Here is a 19,301-nt window from a genome sequence, read left to right as displayed (position 1 = left end):
CTCGGACGTCTTGTTCGGCTCGGTCGGCCCGGTCGGCTCGGTCGGCTGGGTCGCTTCGGGCGTCTTTGCCCGCGCGGGTGCCTCGGCCACCAGGGCGGGCGCTCCGCCGGCGGTGCCGGGCCGTGCCGTCGGCCGTCCGCCGCGCCGTCGTGGCTGGTCGCCCAGTTCCCCGCGCCCCGCCGGGGCGCTTCCCTCCTGCTCAGTCATGGCCCGCTCCGGCCGCCAGCAGGATGCCGTCCTCGGGCGCGAAGTGCAGGGTGACCGTCTCGTCGAGGGCGGGCGGGGTGCGCAGTTCACGCAGGTCCGCCATGACCCGGTGGCCGTCGACGTCGACGTAGAGCCGGTGGGTGGAGCCGCGCCACTGGATCTCCCGTACGGTCCCGGTGAGCGGGTTGGGACCGTCGCCGAGGCCGACGAGGTGCGGGCGCAGGCACAGCGTGGCGCGGGCGCCGGGGGCGACGCCGGAGGTGTTCACCTTCAGTTCGCGCCCGCCGAGGGCGACCCCGCCCGCCTCAACGGTCACCGGCAGCAGGTTGGCGTTGCCGACGAAGGAGGCGGTGAACTCGTTGGCCGGGGCCCGGTACAGCTCCTGCGGGGTGCCGCAGGCCTGGAGCCGGGCCTTGTCCATGACCGCGATCCGGTCGGCGAGGGTGAGCGCCTCGACCTGGTCGTGGGTGACGTAGAGGATCGACACGTCCGGCAGTTCGCGGTGCAGCCGGGCGAGTTCGGCGAGCATGCCGGAGCGCAGCTGGGCGTCGAGCGCGGACAGCGGCTCGTCGAGCAGGAGCACCTCGGGCCGGATGGCCAGCGCGCGGGCGATGGCGACGCGCTGCTGCTGACCGCCGGACAGCTCGCGCGGGTGACGGCGGGCGTAGGCGGCCATGCCGGTCATCTCCAGCGCCTCGGCGACGCGGGTGCGGATCTCGGCCTTGGGGGTCTTGCGGGCCTTCAGTCCGAAGGCCACGTTGTCCTCGACGCGCAGGTGCGGGAAGAGCGCGTACTGCTGGACGACCATGCCGATGCCCCGTTTGTACGGCGGCAGGTCGGTGACGTCCCGGTCGCCGAGGTGGACCCGCCCGGAGGCGGGCCGCACGAATCCGGCGACGGCCCGCAGGGCGGTGGTCTTGCCCGACCCGGACGGGCCGAGCAGGGCCATCACCTCGCCCGGGGCGACGGTGAGGTCGAGGCTGTCGAGGACCACGTTGCCGTTGTAGGCGACGGTGACGTGGTCGAAGCGGATGCCGCTGCTCACGTGAGTACTCCGGGCAGCTGCGCGACGGAGTCCAGGACATGGGTCGCGCCGGCCGACCGCAGCGCCTCGGTGTCGTGCGCGCCGGTGAGCACACCCGCGACCAGACCGGCGCCCGCACGCACGCCGCTGAGCATGTCGTACGAGGTGTCGCCGACGACCGCGACCTGACCGACGCCTTCGGCGGCGGCCGTGCGCAGGAAGGCGGTGAGGACCATGTCCGGGTAGGGGCGGCCGCGGCCTCCCGCGTCGGCGGGGCACAGCGTCAGGGGCACCAGGTCCTGCCAGCCGAGGGCGGCGAGGATCGCGTCCTGGGTGGTGCGGGCGAAGCCGGTGGTGAGCACGACCGTGCGGCCCTGGGCCTTGAGCTCCTCGATGGTCTCGCGGGCGCCGGGCAGGGCCTCGACACTGCCGCCGTCGACGAGTTCGGCGTAGGCCGCCTCGAAGGCCTTGTTGGCCTGCTGGGCCTTGGCCTCATCGCCGAACAGATGCCGGAACACGGAGATCTTGGACTCGCCCATGGTGGCGCGGACGTGGCCGATCATGTCGGCCGGGTCGGCGCCGAGGTGCCGGGCGGCGGCCTCGAAGGCACGCTCGACGAGGCCGCCGTCGGCGACGGTGGTGCCGGCCATGTCGAGGACGACGAGACGGATGTCCTTGGGGTTCAACTTCTTCACCATCCCAGTGTGTTCGCGGTGGTCTCGGCTATTGCGGGCGAGCAGGTCATACCGCGCCCACCGGGCCCGGTGACCAGCCAGACCCCGTCGCGCACCTGCTGGCGGTGCACCACGCGGGTGGTGTCCGTGCACTGCGCGTACACCCCGGCCCAGCGGCGGCGGATCTTCGGCAGCGGCCGGCCGAGGAAGGACTCGACGACCTCGACGAGGTGGTCGTAGGGACCCTCGACCGTGTCGAAGGCGAAGGGGTGCTCGTACTCGTGGGTGTCGCCGATGGTCAGGCCGCCGTCGGCGCGCTGGACCATCAGCAGCTGCATCGCGTTGCGCGCGGCGGTCTCCGCCTGCGGCTGCCCGGCGTTGAGCTCGTCGAGCGCGTCGCTCTTGTACGCCGGGTAGTAGCGGAAGCTGTCGGCGTCGGCGACCGAGGTGGTCAGCGGTTCGCCGAGCGGGTCGGTCTGCATCATCTGCAGCCGGACCCGGCGCACCGGCAGGTCGGGGCCGGCCAGCTCGCGGACCAGACCGCCGAGCCAGGCACCGGTGCACAGCACGACGACATCGCCGTGGTGAACATCACCGTGGTCGTCGCGTACGGCGTTCTCGCCGATGACGTCGCGGACCTCGCGGCCGGGCAGGAAGCGGTAGAGCGGCGACTTCAGCAGCTCGGCGCGCAGGGCGAGCTGGGCGGTACGCGGCTCGACGGCCGCGTCGCGCTCGCAGTACAGGGCGGCGGTGAACTCGCCGCGCAGGGCGGGGTTCAGCGCGCGGGCCTCGCTGGGCAGCAGCAGCTTGTAGCCGCGGGCGGCGGCGTCCTCGCGGGCGACGGCGGCCTCGGCGACGGCCAGTTCGAGATCACCGCGTACCGGGGTGAGGGAGCCGTTCGGGCGGAAGCCGAGGCCCGGCACCCGGGTGCCTATCTCTTCCCACAGCTCTCTTGCCCGCAGGGCGGTGTCGAGCTCCTCCCCGCCCGCTCGGCCACTGACCCAGATCTGGCCGAAATTACGCAGGGAGGCTCCTCGTGCCTCGGCCTCGCGTTCGATCTGTACGACCTCATGGCCGCGCTGGACTGCTTGCCAGGCGTGCATGGTGCCCACAACGCCTGCTCCGACGACTATCACTCTCACGACGCCAACATTCCTTGAGGTCGGGGAACCGGAGGGGTCCGGCTGACAACGAGAGCGTGAACTGGTCATCACGCTTGGGCTAGACCCGTTACCTTTTCGTGACGTTAAAAGTGCGAGTCCGAGGTCGCTTTCCAGCCAAGTGGACGGAGGGAAACGGGAGTTCAACCGCGGAGGTGGGTGGTGAAGGAAAAGCGGTCCCCGCGGTAGAGAGTGCGGACCCGCTCCAGGGGGCGCCCCTCGGTGTCCCGGGAGACGCGGTGGATGAGGAGCATCGGCAGGGCGGGCGGAGTGCCGATGAGGAGGGCTTCGCGCGGGGTGGCGAGGACCGTCTCGATGCGCTCGTCCGCGTCACCGAAGCCGATGTCCTGGGAGTGGAGGTAGGCGTAGAAGGAGGAGTCCGGATCGAAGCCGGCGTCCAGCTCGGGCACCCGCGCGACGGCGACGTACGTGCTCTCCAGCCCCACCCGCTCGTCGTCGGCGAGCAGCACGCGCTCCATGTGCCAGACGGGTTCGCCGCGGGTCAGCCCGGTCTCGGCGGCCAGGGCGTCCGGGCAGGGGAAGCGGTCGAGGGTGACCAGGTTTCGCCCCGGGGTGCGGCCCTGGCGGCGCACGCCCTCGGTGTAGCTGGCGAGGGACAGCGGCTGTTCGAGCTTGGGCCCGGCGACGACGGTGCCGCGCCCCTGGCGGCGCAGCTTGCCCTCCAGCACGAGTTCGCGGATCGCCTGCCGCAGGGTCTCCCTGGCGACCTCGTACCGCTCCGCGAGATCGCGCTCGGTGGGCAGCGGATCACCTTCCCTCAACTGCTCTACGAGCCGGTCGATCTCCGCCTTCACCGCGTAGTACTTCGGGATCCGGCCGTGCTCGGGGATGCCGCGGCGCACGGGGGCGCCGGGGGCCTGCTCGTTCGGGTACTTCACGCAGTGATCGTCCCAGATGGAGGTGACGGGCCGAAGAGGCGGTCCGCCCTGACCGGGTGCCCGGGGTGATCAGCGGCGCCCCCGGCCTCTGGCCAGTACGGCGGCACCGGCGGCCAGCAGCAGGGCGGCGCCGGCCGCCAGCACGGTGGGCAGGGAGGTGAGGCCGGTGCGGGCGAGCTCCGCGGCCGAGGGGAATCGGTCGGGGCGCGGCGGCGGCGAGGCGTCGGCGGGGCCGGTCGGCTGCCCGGAGGCGTGCGAGGAGGCGGCCGGATCCGTGGGTGCCACCGCGGCCCCCGAGTCCTCCGGCTCCCTCGGACGCTCCGGCTCCCCCGGACGCTCCGGCTCCTCCGGATCCCCGGGTCCGTCCCGGACGGTGAAACGGTAGTCGTTGGAACGCCCCACCCATTCGCCGTCGTCGTCCTGCCGCTGTACGACGGCCGCGGTGGCGGTCACCTCGTTGGCCACGGCGTCCCCGGCGAGCGCGAGCCGCACCTTCACGGTGACCGTCCTCCCCGGGCCGACACCGAACCCGGGAAACCCGGCCGCGTCGTCCGCGAAGGCCCCCACCAGCTCGTCCTCGTCGGTGATCTCGAAGCGGACCGGGTGCGGGCGGCCGTCGGCGTAGAACTCCAGCCGCGGCTGGGCGGCCCGCAGGGCCCGTTCGGCGTCGGCCAGCACGACGACCGGGTGGATGCCGGTGCAGGGGCGGTCGGTGGTGTTGGTCAGATCCACGTACCAGACACCGGCTCGCCCACCGGGCTCGTACGCCTCGGGCCCACCGTGGATCCGGGTGGTGAGCGGAAACGCCCGTCCGTCCTCCGCGGTGCAGGCGGGGGCGACTCGGGTGGGGGCGGAGTGCGTGGAGACCGGGGCACCGGTGAGGGGGGTGGTCGCGGGGGCGGTTGCCGGGCGGAGGAGCGGGGCGGCTGCGGCGGCGGACGCCGGGGCCAGGAGCGGGGCGGCTGCGGCGGCGGACGCCGGGGCCAGGAGCGGGGCGGCTGCGGCGGCGAGGCAGAGGGTGGCGGATGTGGACAGTCGCATAAACACATGAGCATCACGGCTGGGGTAGGGGGGTGGGGGGTGCCGCACCGTGGGGAGGGGGGAAGAACGCTCGATCAGCGGACGGGGAGTAGGGACGCGGGCGGAGGCACACTCCCCGACCACCCCGCCGCGCCCGCAGCCCCGTCACCTCTCCCCACGCCCGAACAGCGGCGCGAGCAGAAGCTGAGCCGCGCCCTCGGCCACCCCCCGCATGCCATTGGGAGCGATGAGGACGGGGACCGGGGTGTCCTGGTCGCTCGCGCGGTGGGCGTGGGCGGCGAGAACCTCGCCGACGCCTAGGACGAAGGCCCCGGGCGCGGAGTCGACCGTCCGGCCGCCGAGCAGCACCGCGTCGATGTCCAGCAGCCCGACGAGGTTGGCGGCGCCGACCCCCAGCACCCGGGCCGCCTCGGCGACCTCGCCGCGCGCGACGGCCGCCAGGCACAAGGCCTCCACACAGCCGCGGTTGCCGCAGGTGCAGGGCGGGCCGTCCAGGGCCAGGACCTGGTGCCCGAACTCCCCCGCCCCCGTACGGGCGCCCCGGTGCACGACCCCGCCGATCACGAGGCCGGCTCCGAGACCCGTACCGAGGTGCAGATACGCGAACGAGCCGCCCGCGCCGGCCACCGAGAGTCCGAGAGCGGCGGCGTTGGTGTCCTTGTCGACGACGACCGGCACGCCGAGCCGCTCCGCGAGCACGTCCCGCAACGGGAAGCCGTCCCACTCCGGGAACCCGGTCACCCGGTGCAGCACGCCATGAATGTGGTCGAGGGGGCCGGGCAGGGCGACGCCGAGGCCGAAGAGGGTGCGGGCGTGGGAGAGCAGGCCGGGTGGAAGGTCGGCTTCTTCAGCCGGGGAACGGCCGGCGCCGGGGAACGGCCCCGCCTCCCGTAGCAGCACCTCGGCTTCCCGGCCCACCGCGTCGAGTACGACCTCCGAGCCCGCGCCCAGGTCCAGCGGGGCGCGGCGTTCGGCCACCACCTCGCCCGCGAGGTCGACGAGGACCGCGCGGAGTTCGTCGCGGTCGAGATGGACACCGAGGGCGTGGCCCGCGCCGGGGACGAGGCGGAGGACGGTGCGGGGCTTGCCGCCCGTGGAGGCCCGGCGCCCCGCCTCCTCGGCCAGGCCGTCCGTCCGCAGCCGTGCCGTGATCTTGCTGACGGCCTGCGGGGTCAGCCCCGTACGCTCCGCGAGCTCCAACCGGCTGATCCCGTCGGCCCCGGCCGCCCTCAGCAGCCCGAGGACGAGGGCGGTGTTGTGGCTGCGCAGGTCGGGGAGGTTCGCCCCGGCAGCCGACCGGGAGCCACCGGCCGAGCGGCCGGACCCGGCAGCACGGGAGGCTGTGACACGGCGGCCGGGGCCCAGCGTGCGGGCCGCGCCGATGCCGCGCATCGGGGCGGTGCCTCGCGCGGCGACGGCCTCGCCTTCTCCCCCGGAGCCCCGCGACGAGGCGCGGCCGTGGCGCCCGCTCCCGCCCTCGCCCGTGGAGCCACCGATGCGCATGGCCCGCGAGCCCCGCGGGCCATCGGACCCGGCCTCCCCCGCCCCGCCCGCCGACCCCTCGGCCCGCAGGGCATCCGCCTCGCCCCCGGCCGTACCGGCGACCCCCTGAGCCCGCGCAGCCCGGTCAGCCCGCGCAGCCCGTGGGGCATCGGACCCGGTCGGCGCCACCGACTCCGCCTGCCCACCGGCCGGGGACCCACCGATTCGCGGGGCCCGCGAGCCCCGTCGGCCATCAGGCCCGGCCTCCCCCGCCGCGTCCGCCGACCCCTCGGCCCGCACCGCCCCCAGGGCATCCGCCTCGCCCCCGGCCCCGGCCGCCACCACCGCATCCGCACCCGCGGCCCCCCGAGCCCGCTCAGCCCGCGGGGCATCGGACCCGGTCGGTGCCACCGACGCCGCCTGCCCGCCGGCCGGGGACCCACCGGCCCGCGAGGCATCGGGCTCGGTCTCGGCCGCCGCGTCCGCCGACCCCTCGGCCCGCACCGCCCCCAGGGCATCCGCCTCGCCCACGGCCCCGGCCGCCACCACCGCATCCGCAGCCGCGGCCCCCTGGGCCGACGAGTCCCGCGGCGCACGCGATCCGGCCCCGGCCGCCGTACTCCCCGCCGCGCCCGAGCCCCGCTCGGCCCCAGTTCCGCCGTCCTCGCCGCTCTCGTCGGCCGCGTCCATCCTCGCCCTGTTCACCCCTCCATTCTCCTCCGCGCTTGCACTTTGGCAACAGCGTTGCGAAAGTGGCTTTATGACTGGCACTGGCACCACACCCCTCGGCGGCCCCTCCGGCGGCTCCTCCGGCCCCCTGCGCGTCGGCCTCATCGGATACGGCCTGGCCGGTTCCGTGTTCCACGCCCCGCTGATCGCGGCCACCGAGGGCCTGGCCCTCGACACCGTCGTCACGTCGAACCAGGAGCGGCAGCAGCAGGCCCGCGCGGAGTTCCCGGACGTCCGGGTCCTGGCGACGGCCGACGAACTCCTCGACCGCGCCGACGAGCTCGACCTCGTCGTCATCGCCTCCCCCAACAAGACGCACGTCCCGCTGGCCACGGCCGCCCTGAAGGCGGGCCTCGCGGTCGTCGTGGACAAGCCGATCGCGGGCACCGCGGCCGAGGCGCGCGAGCTGGCGGCTCTCGCCGAGGAGCGCGGCCGTCTCCTGTCGGTCTTCCAGAACCGCCGCTGGGACAACGACTTCCTCACCCTGCGCAAGCTGATCGCTGAGGGCGCCCTCGGCGACATATGGCGCTTCGAGTCCCGCTTCGAGCGCTGGCGCCCGCAGCCGAAGGGCGGCTGGCGGGAGTCCGGCGACCCCGCGGAGATCGGCGGTCTGCTCTACGACCTCGGCAGCCACGTCGTCGACCAGGCACTGGTCCTCTTCGGCCCGGTGGTCTCGGTGTACGCCGAGGCGGTCGTCCGGCGCGAGGGCGCGCAGACGGACGACGACACGTTCATCGCGCTGACCCACGCCGGCGGCGTCCGCTCCCACCTCTACGTCTCGGCGACGGCCGCCCAGCTCGGCCCCCGCTTCCGGGTCCTCGGCTCACAGGCCGGCTACGTCAAGTACGGCCTCGACCCGCAGGAGGCGGCGCTGCGCGACGGCGCCCGCCCCGGCGACGGCTCCGCCTGGGGCGTGGAGCCCGAGGAGCTGTGGGGCGCGGTCGGCTCCGGCGAGTCCCCGCTGACCCGCGGCGGCAACCCCGTGGAGACGCTGCCGGGCGACTACCCGGCGTACTACGCTGCCGTCGCCGCCGCCCTGCGCGACGGCGCCCCGAACCCGGTGACCGCGCCGGAGGCGGCCGCCGCCCTCGATGTCCTTGAGGCGGCCCGCCGTTCGGCCCGAGACGGAGTGGTGGTGTCCCTGTGACCGGCACGCACAAGACGGCGACCGTGACGCCGAGGATCGCGCCCGAGCTGACGCCCGGCGTGGAGGAGCTGCAGGCGCAGGAACGGCGCCTGGTCTTCCCCGAGTTCACCCCCGACGACGCCTGGCGCCTCGGCTCCCTCCTGGTGGAGCTGGCCCGGGAGCGCCAGGCCCCCGTCGCCATCGACATCCACCGCGCCGGGCAGCAGCTGTTCCACGCCGCCCTGCCGGGTGCCACGCCCGACAACGACGCGTGGATCGCCCGCAAGCGCCGGGTCGTGGAGCGCTACCACGCCTCGTCCTACCTGGTCGGCGCACGCTTCCGCGCCAAGGGCACGACCTTCGAGGACTCCTCCCGCCTCGACCCCGACGAGTACGCGGCCCACGGCGGTTCCTTCCCGATCACCGTCGAGGGCGTCGGCGTGATCGGCGCGGTGACGGTATCGGGTCTGCCGCAGCTCCAGGACCACCGCATGGTCGTGGAGGCCCTGGAAACGTTCCTGAAGATCTGACAGCCCCAGGGAGCCCCTGAGAGGCACACCCCGAACGAAACGCCCTGAAGGGGCGCGGGGAACGGCGCGACAAGCCACAGACAGCCCGCACCCACCGACGACCCGCAACGCCCCCGAAGTCAGGGGCGCGGGGAACTGCGCGACAAGCCACAGACACCCCGCACCAGCGGACAATCAGCAACTCCCCCAACCTCCCCCGAACTCCTCAGACACCCCCGGCGAAAACGCCCCAAGGGGCGCGGGGAACGGCGCGAAAAGCCACAACCGCCCCGCACCCACAACCGAAGCGCAACTCCCCGCCCCACCGCACAGCCCCGCAGGGACTAGGCGTTCTTCAACTCCTGCCGCTGCCGCCCCAACCCCTCCACCACCAGCTCGACCACATCCCCGGCCCGCAGATACGGCTTGGGCTCGGGCTGCCCCAGCCGTCCACTCCACAAGACCCGGTTCACGTACTGGACCGCAGGCCCGAGGGCGCACCCCCGGACCCACGGAGGGATCGACCCGGGCCTACGGGTAGAGCAGCGCCCGCTCCGCCGCGCTCCAGGCCGTACTGGTCACCACGTACAACGCGGCCGCGAGCGGTACGACGGCAACGGTGATCAGCGTGAAGAAGGACATGTACGGCATGACCTTGGCGACGGCCACGGCGCCCGGGGCGTCGACGGGCGCGCTGTCGGCGAGCGAGACCTTGGCCCGCCGGAAGTTGAAGACGGCCACGGCGACGACGACGGCGAACAGCGCGAGGTACACGAGCCCGGCGCCCCCGAGCAGCCCGCCGGCGCTCAGGGCGTCGGACCAGCGGTCGCCGAGGGGCGCGGCCAGCAGCCGGTGGGCGAGCAGGGCGTTGGGCTCGCCGCCGATGTCCGAGCTGGAGAACAGGTGGTAGAGCAGCAGGAACGCGGGCGCCTGGAACAGGCTCGGCAGACAGCCCGACAGCGGCGACACCTTCTCCCGCGTGTGCAGGTCGAGCACGGCCCGCTGAAGCTTCTCGGGATCCTTCGCGTGCTTCGCGCGCAACTCGGCGATCCTCGGCTGGAGCGCGGCCCGCGCCCGCGCGCCACGCGCCGAGGCCCGGGACAGGGGGTGGACGAGCAGCCGTACGAACGCGGTGAACAGGACGATGGCGGCCGCGGCGGCCGAGCCGTGGAACAGGGGCTGGAGCAGATCGGCGAGCTGCTCCACCAAGGTGGCGAAAACGGACATGGGTGAGCCCTCCGGGGGTCTCGTCGTGCCGGATGCGGACATGGCGGCATGACGACCCGAGCGCGCGGGATGCGGGTGATCTACGCGACGGTCGCCGGGAGGGCGTGTCCGGGTGCTCGTGGCCGGCGGCGGCCCCGGGCGTCGGGATCGCGTTGCGGCAGGAACGCCGTACGCCGGTCGCGGTCGCGGATCGCCGTACGGACGCGGGTACGCGGCACGGACGGCGCGCAGCGCGCGGCGATGACGGCACAGAAGGCGAGCGCGGCCCCCGCGGCGGCGGTGGCGGCGAGCGCGACGGTGGCGAACAGACCACCGGAGTCCAGCAGGGCGACGCCGAGCAGAAGCAACAGCAGCACACCGGCGGACCGCTGGATCATCGGCTGCTCCCCTCTCCTCGTCGTCTCGTCTCCTGTTCTGGCTGCCCCCACGCTACTTCAGCGGAGCCGGACGGCGGTGCGCTTTCCCCACACGATGAGGCGGTGCGCGTAGGAATGGGCGGGCGTGCAGGTGGTGAGCGTGAGGTAGTACCCGGGTTCCCGGTAACCCCGGCCGGGGTGCGTGAGGCTGTCCGGCACGGGCCGCAGGACACCGGAGTCGCGCGGGGAGGTGCGCGGCAGGGTCCGGTCGACGGTGTACGCGTACACGGCCGCGGCCGTCTCCACGACGACCCGGTTCCCCGCGTCAGACGGTCGAGATGCCGGAAGGGCTCCCCGTGGGTGTTCCGATGCCCGGCGAGCGCGAAGTTGCCCGCCCGGCCCGGCTGTTGGGTACCGGGGTAGTGCCCGGCGTACCCGAGATCGAGGACGTCGGCCCTGCGGATGCCTTCGGCGACGGGGACGCGGAGGTTCAGACGGGGGATGGTGAGGATGGCGTAGGCGGGGTGGGGGCTGTGGGAGAAGGTCGCCTTCCGGCTGCCGCGCGGGGTCGGTTCCCCTTCGGGAACGGGCCCGGATCCCCCGTCGTCGGAGAGGCCCGGCGGGCCGGGAGCCGGGGACGCGCCGGCGGACGGGGCAGCACCGGCGGGCGGGGATGTCTCGCCGCGCTCCCACTCCCGTTCCAGGGCCTGGACCTGACGCGCGGCACCGGCGCGGGCCTGCCGGTTGGTCCACCACAGCTGATGGACGACGAGGAGCAGCAGGACGACGCCGAGAGTGACAAGAACCTCACCGCCGCCCCACAGGACGCGTCGCCGCCGGGCGCGCAGCCGGAGGGTGCGGTGCTGGACGACGGGCACACGCATGGGAGCCTCCCGGGACGGGACCGCCCGCACGATAAGGGGTGGGGGTGGAGGTCACCAGGCCCATGCGTGTGCGAGGGGGCACGGGGACGAGTGGGGCACGGGGACGAGTGGGGGCGGGGGTGGGGGAACGACGGAGGTACGGGGAGGATCGAGGCGGGGAGACGATCGGGGTAGAGGGATGACTCTCCTTCGACGGCGCCCGGCGCTACCGTGTGGACCATGCGCCCCGACACGCCCGCCGAGAACGTCGACCACTCCGCCGAAGCGGCACGCCTGGAGCGAACCGCCGACCTGTACCCCGAGGACACCGAGGCCCTGCTGCTGCGCGCCGCGGCCCACCTGGAACTGGCCGGCGAGCGCCCCGCGGCGACCGCGCTCTACGACCGCCTCCTGACGGCCGAGGAGACCCTGGACAACCCTCCCCTGATCCGCGCGCTGAAGGCGTCGAACCTGTGGGAGTACGGTCACGAGGCGGAGGCCAGAGCGATCATCGACGGCATCCGCGCCTCGGCCCCCCGGGACCCGGCTCCCTGGGTGATCGTCGCGGAGTCGCTGGAGTCGCACGACGAGCTGGAGGCGGCGCAGGAGGCGTTCACGGCGGGTGTCGGGCTCCTGATCGAGGACGGACAGGACGACCCCGCCCAGCCGACGCACGCGCTCCTCTTCGGCCGCCACCGGGTGCGTCGGATGCTGGGCCTGCCGCACGACGCGTGGGACACGCTCGCGGACTCGGTCCACTCCTCCCCGGTCTCCCTGGACGAGCTCCACGACCCCAAGCGTGTGTGGTCCCTGGGCTCCGACAACCCGGCCGAACTGGAGGCGGAGATCACCCGCCTGCGCGCCGAGCTCGGCACCTACCGGGAGGCCCTGTCCCGCCCCTTCCCGGTCGCCGTCCTGCACTGGCCGGCCCTCGAACTCACCGAACTGGTCGAGGCCTACCCGTCCCTCTCCTCGGAGTACCCGTCCCACCCCGAGCACCTGTCGACCATAGAGTCCTCCCTCCGCGAACTCTCCGCCTCCGGCACGGGCAACCTGGGCATCGTGACCGGCACGGTCCCGTCCTACGAGGCCTTCGCCGCCTCGGAGGGCACCTCACCTTCCGACGCGGCCCTGCTCCCCCAGTACGCGACGACACTGGCGGCCCGCGGCCGGGCGGTGGCGTGGCCGCCCCGGGGGGAGGCGGGGTGCTGGTGCGGGTCGGGGAGGGGGTATGGGGAGTGTCATGGGGCGGGGGTCTGAGGACGAACGCCCGCACGGCACGATCCACGATCGCGAGGCGCATTCGCGTTGATCACCATGAAGCCGCTGTCCCCCGCCGTCTCGGCCCGGATGAGCCGGCAGGCCAGCAAGGACACGGCTTGCGAGTTGGCAGTCCGGCGCCTGCTCCACGCCGCCGGACTGCGCTACCGCGTCGAGTTCCCGGTGCCGGGGATGGCCCGACGTCGGATCGACGTCGCCTTCACCTCGGTCAAGGTGGCCGTGCTGATCGACGGCTGCTTCTGGCACGGCTGTCCGCAGCACGCCACACAGCCGAAGTCGAACGCCGAGTGGTGGCGCCAGAAGCTGGACCGCAACATGACCCGGGACCGCGAGACGACCGAGCACCTCACCTCGGCCGGGTGGGAGGTGCTGCGGTTCTGGGAGCATGAGGCTCCGGAGGATGTGGCTCTGCGGGTCGCGGCAGCGGTCGAGCGGCGGAGGGGCTTCTCGGCACGGGGGAGGAATCGTTGAGCGAGTTGACCTTTGTCGACGTGTGCTCGGGGGCGGGTGGGCTCGCTCTGGGGCTGGAACGGGCCGGGTTCGAGCCGCGGCTGCTGCTGGACGAGGACGACGACGCGTGTCGGACGCTGCGCGCCAATCGCCCGAACTGGAACGTGCTCCAGGCGGATCTTCTGGACTTCGATCCGAGCGAGCATCCGGAGAGTCATGACGTGGACCTGCTGTCCGCGGGGCTGCCGAGGGTGAAGTCGAACGCCACGGCCGCTCGGGCCGAGTCGGGCGAGGAGGAGCGCCTGTTGAAGGCGGCCGTCTACCTCGCCCACGCGATCGGGCCTCGCGCGCTGCTCGTGGAGAACGTGCCCACGCTTGCCCACTCGGACCGGTTCGGCGACTTCCGCGAGTTCGCCCGCGCCGAACTGGAGCACCTCGGTTACGAGTTCAGCTGGTTCGTGCTGAACGCCGCCGACTTCGGGGTGCCGCAGGATCGCGGGCAGGGTGTACTGGTGGCGATCAAGAAGCAGTGGTTCCCGTCGTTCCGACCGCCGGCCGCGACCGTGACGGATCACGTGTCCGTCGGGACGGTGCTGGGCCCCTCCATGCGGTCGCGCGGCTGGGCGGATGCCGACGTATGGGCGGCCCGAGCCGACACCGTGGCGCCGACGCTGGTGGGCGGGTCGAAGAATCGTGGCGGAGCGGACCTGGGCCCGGCCGGGACCAAGAAGAAGTGGGAGCGGCTCGGGGTCAACGCCCACTCTCTGGGCAACGAGACCCCGGGGCCGGAATTCGTATGGGCACCCGAGCTGGGCAGAGACGGGCTCGTGCGGCTGACCGTGGACCAGACAGCCCTGCTTCAGGGTTTCCCCCGGGATTGGGAGATCACCGGCAGGAAAACCGCGCGATACCGACAGATCGGGCACGCTTCCCCTCCCGCGGTGGGCGAGGTTCTGGGCAGGGCGGTCGCCGAGGCCCTTCGCTCCTGAACGGGGAAGGTGATCCACTCCCGCCGGCTACACTTCCACCTCATGACCCCAGCACCTCGTCCCGATGTAAACCAGGACAAACCCCCCGTGATTGTTGATCTCTTCGCAGGGCCGGGCGGTCTGGACATCGCGGCGGAGGCGCTGGGAGTGCCCTCGATCGGCGTGGAATGGGAGGAATCGACCCGCGCCACCCGCGAGGCCGCAGGGCTGCGCACCACCGCGGTCCGTGACGTCGCCCAGGTGAACCCGCTCGACCCCGAGGTCGCCTCGGCGAGTGTCCTCACCGGTGGTCCGCCCTGCCAAACGTACTCGGTGGCGGGCAATCGAGAGGGGCACAAGGCCCTCGACGAGGTGATGGATCTCGCCGGGCTGGTGGGACGGAGTCAGAGCGTCACGGACCTGGAGGATGCCTGGGACGTGGTGAACCTTCGAGCCGAGAAGCTGTCGTGGACCGACGAGCGCACAGGGCTCGTCCTCCGGCCTCTGCGTTGGATCGTCGAGAAGAAGCTCAAGGCGGAGCCCTACGAGGTGGTCGTCCTGGAGCAGGTGCCCACGGTTCTGCCGGTCTGGAAGCGGTACCGCGACATCCTTCGCACCCTCGGATACGACGCGGACTGCCACATCCTGCACACCGAGGAGTACGGGGTGCCACAGACGCGACGCCGGGCGGTTCTGATCGCCCGGTATCGGGGTGGGACGGGTCGAGGCCTGGAGTTCCCGGCGGCAACGCACCAGCGCTACCGCAAGGGCGAGGAGCGCCTCCCCGAGCAGGCGCCCCGGACACCCGATCACGCCGCCGAACAGAGCTCGCTCTTCGACGCTCCGACCGTGCGGCGCTGGGTCTCCATGGGCGACGCCCTCAGAGACACCCGCCCCACCGACTTCGTCGTCCGCTCCAACTACGGATCGGGCGGGGACCCCAAGAAGCGCGGACTGCGCACCTGCCACATGCCGTCCGCCACGGTCACCGGCAAGGTGCGTCGGAACAAGGTGTTCGACCTCAAGGGCGACGCGAACGGCGATCCCGAACTCGGCCCCGAGCAGGAGCGTTTCACACTTCAGGAAGCCGGCCTGTTGCAGACCTTCCCCGCCGCTTATCCCTGGCAGGGCTCCGACATCGCGCAGCAGATCGGCAACGCGATCCCGCCGCGCCTGGCCGTCCACGTCCTGTGCACGGCCCTGGAGCTGGGCGAGGAGCGGAAGCTGCAGGCGATCGAAGCACTCCGGACCTGGACCCCGCATCGCTCGTAGGGGGAGGGTCAGTCCACCTCCGCGTCCTCGTCGCTCTCTTCCTTCCCTCGCACCGGCGCGTCCGCGAACAGCTCCGCGAAGAGATCGGTCAGACGCTGCACGGACTCCTCCGGGGCGCTGCCGTCGGCCGGCCCGTCCGGAAGCGCGCGGTGATGCACGGATCCGCCCTCGTCCCCCTCGTCGATCCATCTGCGTACGGCGTCGGCGTCCCGCGGGGTGTCCGGCGCGATCACGTCGTACACGAGGGTCGCGGCCGCCGCGTTGACGGCCTTGCCCAGGGCATTCGCCTCGCGGCCCGTGCGCACGACATCGCTCTGCAGCAGCCGGACCAGCGCCTGCGCGGTCGGTCGATGGTCGATGACGTCCAACCGCAGCACCGTGTTCAGCATGTCCTGATTCCCGCAGGCCACGACGACGGGGCCGTAGTCGGACCCATTGCGGAAAAGCTCGGCCGACCACCACAGCCGCGCGAAGGCCTGCTTGTAGTGAGGGCCTTTGAAGTAGCGGGCGTTGACGGTCCTCCGCGTCTCCGAGATATGGCGGTGGACGACGAAGTCGGGCGCGACGCCCAGGGCCAGGTAGTTCCACAGCGCGGGGTCCGCCGCCTCGGCTCGTGTGAGGCGCAGAATCGCATGAAGGCGCGGCGCGAGCCAGGCATCCACCTGGGTCTGCTTCTCGTCCCGGTGCATGTACATCGCGTCTTCGATCAGGTCCCGAACGGCGCGCAGCCGCCGACGGGGAGTCTCCGGCAGTGGCTCGGTCGACTGATTGAGGGCGATGGCGGGGACGTTGTCCTTCCCGGACAGCAACCCGTCAGTGATGAACCGCGCCGCCTCCTCGTCCGCGAGCCGAGCGAGGTACTCGGGCAGGTGGTCGGGCTTGTCCGTCATGCCTCGTCCTCACGATTGAGCTTGTCCAGGCCGCGTACGGTCTCCGACAGGGCCCGCGGCACCTCGGCTCTGCGCATCGCCGCGTACTGGATGCGCGGCTGCAGTTCGGTCCATCCCGTGGCGCCCACGCGTCGACGGTGCACTTCGCGCAGCCCGTCCTCCAGTGTCCGTTCGGGCACGACGTCAGGGAGCATCTCCCTGAGCACCTCGCCCTGCCAGCCGTAGGGAAACAGCGGCGTGCCGTCGTCCTCGATCTCCAGGTCTCCGATGGCCGAGTGGAACACGGCGATCCAGACGTCTGCGGCCATCTGGGACACCATCATCTCGTTGACCAGGCCCTCGGCACCCCGCCCTCCGGCTTCCAGGAGGTCTGTCATGCCCTCGAAGTCGGTGTTGATGTGGACGGTGGGCAGCGCCCCCGACGCGTTCACGATCCATGGGGCGTCGTTGAAACTCCGCAGCCAGAGCGGCCCCTTGGCGAACCCGACCTCCTTGATCTGGAAGCTCTGTTCCCGGGTCGGGGTGTCGCTACCGACATCGACGATCCAGTTGTCCGTCGCTTCCCCCACGATCCGGCCTGCCGTCCCGTCGACGGACGCGACGACCTGAACCGTCAGGTCGGCACGGTCGTACAGGTCGCAGCGCAGGACATGTAGTTCACCGCGCCATTCGCGGCCACCCTCCGCCTCGGGAGCGAGCCGAGAGGTGACACGGGTGTTGGTGCTCCGTTCCGTCAGCACGGCGAACACCGCGACCTCCGACCACGGCCCACCCGTCTCGGTCGCCTTGGAGGGAATGGTCGCCGACACGGTGAGCGTGGCCGTCTCCCAGTCCTCCGTCTCCGCCGCACCGAGAGCGACGACACGTTCGATCACGGACCGCGCACGGGAGTCGAGCAGTTCGCGGGGCTGCTCGGGCGCCTTCACGCGCGCCGCGTCCACCCGCAGTGAGACCGTGCCGCGCAGACGCGCGTACGGGAACCGCTTCATGACAGCTACTCCCCTTCACCGGTGCGGAGTTCGACGATCAGACCGCTCAGACTCGTCCGGACGGCATGCGTGGAGGCATCGGTCACCCCACGAAACGTGGCCGTGCCCGTGTCGGAGAACCGCAGAGTGCCGTCCACCACCTCGCAGTTGTCCAGTCCCGTCAGCTCCGCCCACCCGACATTGGGGCGAGGCCCGGAGCGCACGTCGAACTTGGCCACCGGCACCAGACGCCAGTCCTGCCCTCCGGCGGGAACCTTGATCTCGCCGATCACCTGCCAGGCACCGCCGTCGAGCACCTGAGCGTCGAGTTCCTCCAGCACGGGCATGGTCGCCGCCGTCGGCCGCCGCCGCTTCTTCGTCGTCGCGCCGACGGTCAACGTGCGGGCCAGGCGCCCGCCCCCCTGTTTGGGGCCCTTCTTGGGCCGGGCGATCAACCCCTTGATCGCCAAGTTGGTCTCCTTCGTGAGGGCGTTGATCCGCCGGAAAGCCGAAGGCGAGTAGGTGAGCGTCAGCTCCTCCGTCTGACCCCACTTGTTGTGCTCCGGGGGTTCGGCGGCGCGCAGGAACTCCTCGGCCTCGGCGGCGAACGGGGCGGTGGGGCCCGCGGCCTCTCCGGCGAGCAGCACGGCCTGGAACGGATTGACCGACAGCGACAGGCCGGGAACAGTGGCCTCCCGCACCATCATGCGGTTGCCGCGCATCGTCACGACACGATTCTTCCTGACGTCGTCGTCGACGGCGTCGGTCACCAGGAGCACGGCTCGGTGCTCGCCGAGGGACGTACGCCCTCCCCCACGGGCGGGCAGATTGAGCGGCACGGTCGCCGCGGCGACCTGGCCGGCCTCTGTGAGCTGATCGACGGTCGTGCCGTCCAGGAAGGCCTTGAGGGCACGCGTACGGGAGGGCTCGACGGCAGCGGGGTCGACGCGTTGCTCCGCGATGATCTCCCTGCCGTTGCGCAGAGTGCGCACGGAGGCCTCCAGAAGGGGCAGTCGCTCGCCCCCGCCCGTCATGGCTGCCCAGAAGTTCTTGCCCAGGGCGTGCAGAAGTCGGCGATGCATCCGCTGGATGGTGTCGTCGTCCTCGCTCTCGTCGCCCTCGGGCTCGGTGTTGTCGTCGGCCAGACTCGCCACGTCGTGGGCTCCGACGATCAGGAACGACGTACCCGGCTCGCTGCTTTCGCGAGTCAGATACAGGGACTTGACGATCTCCTCGTCCGCCCACCAGGAGCGCACCACCTTGGCTCCCGGCACATCGGGGTCGGGCCGCCCCAGCCATGCCGGCCCGGCGCAGTCCTGCCCGTCCACATGCCGCCACGGCAGATCGAGGCGTCCGATGAGCCGACGCTCGGTGCGGCCCTCGTGCGCCTGCGACAGCGTGGAGTTGATGAGCACCAGGCCCAATCGACTCGTGGCCCAGAGGGTGGCCTTCCCCAGGCCGTACGAACCGCCTGCGGAACTGCCGGACTTGTGACTGTCGAGCTGGCGCCGCACCACCGCCGCGAAGCGCCCGTCCCTGTAGTCGTCGCCGGTCAGACCCGCCGCGTTGTAGTCGTCCACCCGCAACAACACCAGACGATCGCGCTCGTACATGTCACGAAGCCCGGCGTCGATCACCCGGCCGACCTTCTGGTTCTGCGCGCGTGCCGCCTCGTAGTGCGGGTAGAGGTCGTCCCACTGGATCGCCTCACGAAAGCGGGCGAGCGCCTCCCCTGTCAGTTCGTGCAGGGTGTAACGCACGCGCACCGGCTGCCCATTGGCCGTCAGCCGCTCGTCCAGGCTGTTCTGGCAGGTCTCGCGCGCCAGCACCGAGACGTCGGCGTCGAAGGCGAACGCTGCGGCATTCCCCAACTCCCGTCCTCCGTCAGCGTGTCCGGGACGGTGATACCAGCCGACCGGCAGGCCGGCCTGGGTGTCGGTCGTGCGGGTGTGCACCGTGGCCAGGTCGGTGTTCAGGGCCAGGGCGATGCGTTCGATCGTCTCGGGCCGAGGGGTGGCCCGCCCCGTGATCCACGCCGAGACGGCAGCGCGTGTCACCTCGACGGCCAGCGCCAGCTCGGTCTGCGTCATGTCGGCGAGCTTCAACTGCCGCGCCAGCCATGGACCGAAGTCCTCGCCTGCTTCCACGGTCACCTGCTCTCGGGTCCTGCTCAAC

Annotated in this window: 17 protein-coding genes and 2 pseudogenes; 6 read left to right on the top strand and 13 right to left on the bottom strand. The window is 72.4% G+C overall.

Features of this window, described 5'->3' with window-relative positions; all coding sequences use genetic code 11:
* Positions 1 to 199 precede the first annotated feature (199 nt).
* The 6 genes from ABZZ79_RS20660 to ABZZ79_RS20635 all read right to left on the bottom strand — a co-directional run bounded on the left by ABZZ79_RS20660 (position 200) and on the right by ABZZ79_RS20635 (position 6,508).
* A complete protein-coding gene (locus ABZZ79_RS20660) occupies positions 200 to 1,252 on the bottom strand; it encodes an ABC transporter ATP-binding protein (RefSeq protein ID WP_356690718.1) in 1,053 nt (350 codons plus the stop codon).
* Positions 1,249 to 1,929, bottom strand: coding sequence for a phosphonatase-like hydrolase (locus ABZZ79_RS20655; protein WP_356690716.1), 681 nt, complete (start codon positions 1,927 to 1,929; stop codon positions 1,249 to 1,251). Before ABZZ79_RS20655 ends, ABZZ79_RS20660 begins: the two co-directional genes overlap by 4 nt.
* Positions 1,923 to 3,047, bottom strand: a complete 1,125-nt coding sequence (locus ABZZ79_RS20650) for a TIGR03364 family FAD-dependent oxidoreductase (RefSeq protein WP_356690714.1) — start codon at positions 3,045 to 3,047, stop codon at positions 1,923 to 1,925. The genes ABZZ79_RS20655 and ABZZ79_RS20650 overlap by 7 nt, the downstream gene beginning before the upstream one ends.
* Before the next feature lie 161 nt (positions 3,048 to 3,208).
* Entirely contained in the window at positions 3,209 to 3,964 is a 756-nt protein-coding gene (locus ABZZ79_RS20645) for a GntR family transcriptional regulator (RefSeq protein ID WP_356690712.1), read from the bottom strand.
* 69 nt (positions 3,965 to 4,033) lie between these two features.
* Positions 4,034 to 5,011: a hypothetical protein gene (locus ABZZ79_RS20640; protein ID WP_356690710.1), complete on the bottom strand. Its 978-nt coding sequence runs from the start codon at positions 5,009 to 5,011 to the stop codon at positions 4,034 to 4,036.
* A 138-nt stretch (positions 5,012 to 5,149) separates the two neighbouring features.
* A complete protein-coding gene (locus ABZZ79_RS20635) occupies positions 5,150 to 6,508 on the bottom strand; it encodes an ROK family transcriptional regulator (protein ID WP_356690708.1) in 1,359 nt (452 codons plus the stop codon).
* Between the two features lie 739 nt (positions 6,509 to 7,247).
* On the opposite strand from ABZZ79_RS20635, the gene ABZZ79_RS20630 reads away from it, so the two are divergent.
* Together ABZZ79_RS20630 and ABZZ79_RS20625 are read left to right on the top strand one after the other, a co-directional pair.
* Positions 7,248 to 8,363 (top strand): Gfo/Idh/MocA family oxidoreductase, encoded by a 1,116-nt coding sequence (locus ABZZ79_RS20630; RefSeq protein ID WP_356690706.1) that lies wholly within the window; start codon positions 7,248 to 7,250, stop codon positions 8,361 to 8,363.
* A complete protein-coding gene (locus tag ABZZ79_RS20625) occupies positions 8,360 to 8,872 on the top strand; it encodes a heme-degrading domain-containing protein (RefSeq protein ID WP_356690704.1) in 513 nt (170 codons plus the stop codon). Before ABZZ79_RS20630 ends, ABZZ79_RS20625 begins: the two co-directional genes overlap by 4 nt.
* 323 nt (positions 8,873 to 9,195) lie before the next feature.
* Here the strand turns inward: ABZZ79_RS20625 and ABZZ79_RS20620 are convergent.
* The 4 genes and pseudogenes from ABZZ79_RS20620 to ABZZ79_RS20605 all read right to left on the bottom strand — a co-directional run.
* A pseudogene (locus ABZZ79_RS20620) lies at positions 9,196 to 9,297 on the bottom strand (2-hydroxyhepta-2,4-diene-1,7-dioate isomerase); the annotation flags it as partial.
* Between the two features lie 85 nt (positions 9,298 to 9,382).
* On the bottom strand, positions 9,383 to 10,078 hold the full coding sequence (gene yidC, locus ABZZ79_RS20615) for a membrane protein insertase YidC (protein ID WP_356690702.1): 696 nt from the start codon (positions 10,076 to 10,078) through the stop codon (positions 9,383 to 9,385).
* Positions 10,079 to 10,158: 80 nt separating this feature from the next.
* Complete coding sequence (locus ABZZ79_RS20610; RefSeq protein ID WP_356690700.1) at positions 10,159 to 10,455, bottom strand: DUF6412 domain-containing protein; 297 nt, start codon at positions 10,453 to 10,455, stop codon at positions 10,159 to 10,161.
* Positions 10,456 to 10,512: 57 nt separating this feature from the next.
* Positions 10,513 to 11,318 (bottom strand): annotated as a pseudogene (locus tag ABZZ79_RS20605) (class E sortase).
* Between the two features lie 219 nt (positions 11,319 to 11,537).
* On the opposite strand from ABZZ79_RS20605, the gene ABZZ79_RS20600 reads away from it, so the two are divergent.
* The 4 genes from ABZZ79_RS20600 (at position 11,538) to ABZZ79_RS20585 (ending at position 15,268) form a co-directional block, all read left to right on the top strand.
* Complete coding sequence (locus ABZZ79_RS20600; RefSeq protein WP_356690698.1) at positions 11,538 to 12,557, top strand: SEC-C domain-containing protein; 1,020 nt, start codon at positions 11,538 to 11,540, stop codon at positions 12,555 to 12,557.
* 90 nt (positions 12,558 to 12,647) lie between these two features.
* Positions 12,648 to 13,049 (top strand): very short patch repair endonuclease, encoded by a 402-nt coding sequence (locus ABZZ79_RS20595; protein WP_356690807.1) that lies wholly within the window; start codon positions 12,648 to 12,650, stop codon positions 13,047 to 13,049.
* Entirely contained in the window at positions 13,046 to 14,017 is a 972-nt protein-coding gene (locus ABZZ79_RS20590) for a DNA cytosine methyltransferase (RefSeq protein ID WP_356690696.1), read from the top strand. Before ABZZ79_RS20595 ends, ABZZ79_RS20590 begins: the two co-directional genes overlap by 4 nt.
* A gap of 87 nt (positions 14,018 to 14,104) precedes the next feature.
* Positions 14,105 to 15,268, top strand: a complete 1,164-nt coding sequence (locus tag ABZZ79_RS20585) for a DNA cytosine methyltransferase (RefSeq protein WP_356690694.1) — start codon at positions 14,105 to 14,107, stop codon at positions 15,266 to 15,268.
* Between the two features lie 8 nt (positions 15,269 to 15,276).
* On the opposite strand, the gene ABZZ79_RS20580 is transcribed toward ABZZ79_RS20585, so the two are convergent.
* The 3 genes from ABZZ79_RS20580 to ABZZ79_RS20570 are packed head-to-tail and all read right to left on the bottom strand — an operon-like array spanning position 15,277 to position 19,273.
* Positions 15,277 to 16,158 carry a DUF6339 family protein gene (locus ABZZ79_RS20580; protein ID WP_356690692.1) on the bottom strand — a complete coding sequence of 294 codons (882 nt, stop codon included), beginning with the start codon at positions 16,156 to 16,158 and terminating at the stop codon, positions 15,277 to 15,279.
* Complete coding sequence (locus tag ABZZ79_RS20575) at positions 16,155 to 17,147, bottom strand: hypothetical protein (protein WP_356690690.1); 993 nt, start codon at positions 17,145 to 17,147, stop codon at positions 16,155 to 16,157. Before ABZZ79_RS20575 ends, ABZZ79_RS20580 begins: the two co-directional genes overlap by 4 nt.
* Before the next feature lie 5 nt (positions 17,148 to 17,152).
* Complete coding sequence (locus tag ABZZ79_RS20570) at positions 17,153 to 19,273, bottom strand: helix-turn-helix transcriptional regulator (RefSeq protein WP_356690805.1); 2,121 nt, start codon at positions 19,271 to 19,273, stop codon at positions 17,153 to 17,155.
* Positions 19,274 to 19,301: the final 28 nt, after the last annotated feature.

It is taken from the genome of Streptomyces sp. NPDC006458 (assembly GCF_040612135.1).
Lineage (GTDB): Bacteria > Actinomycetota > Actinomycetes > Streptomycetales > Streptomycetaceae > Streptomyces.
This window is presented reverse-complemented; position numbering and strand designations above follow the sequence as displayed.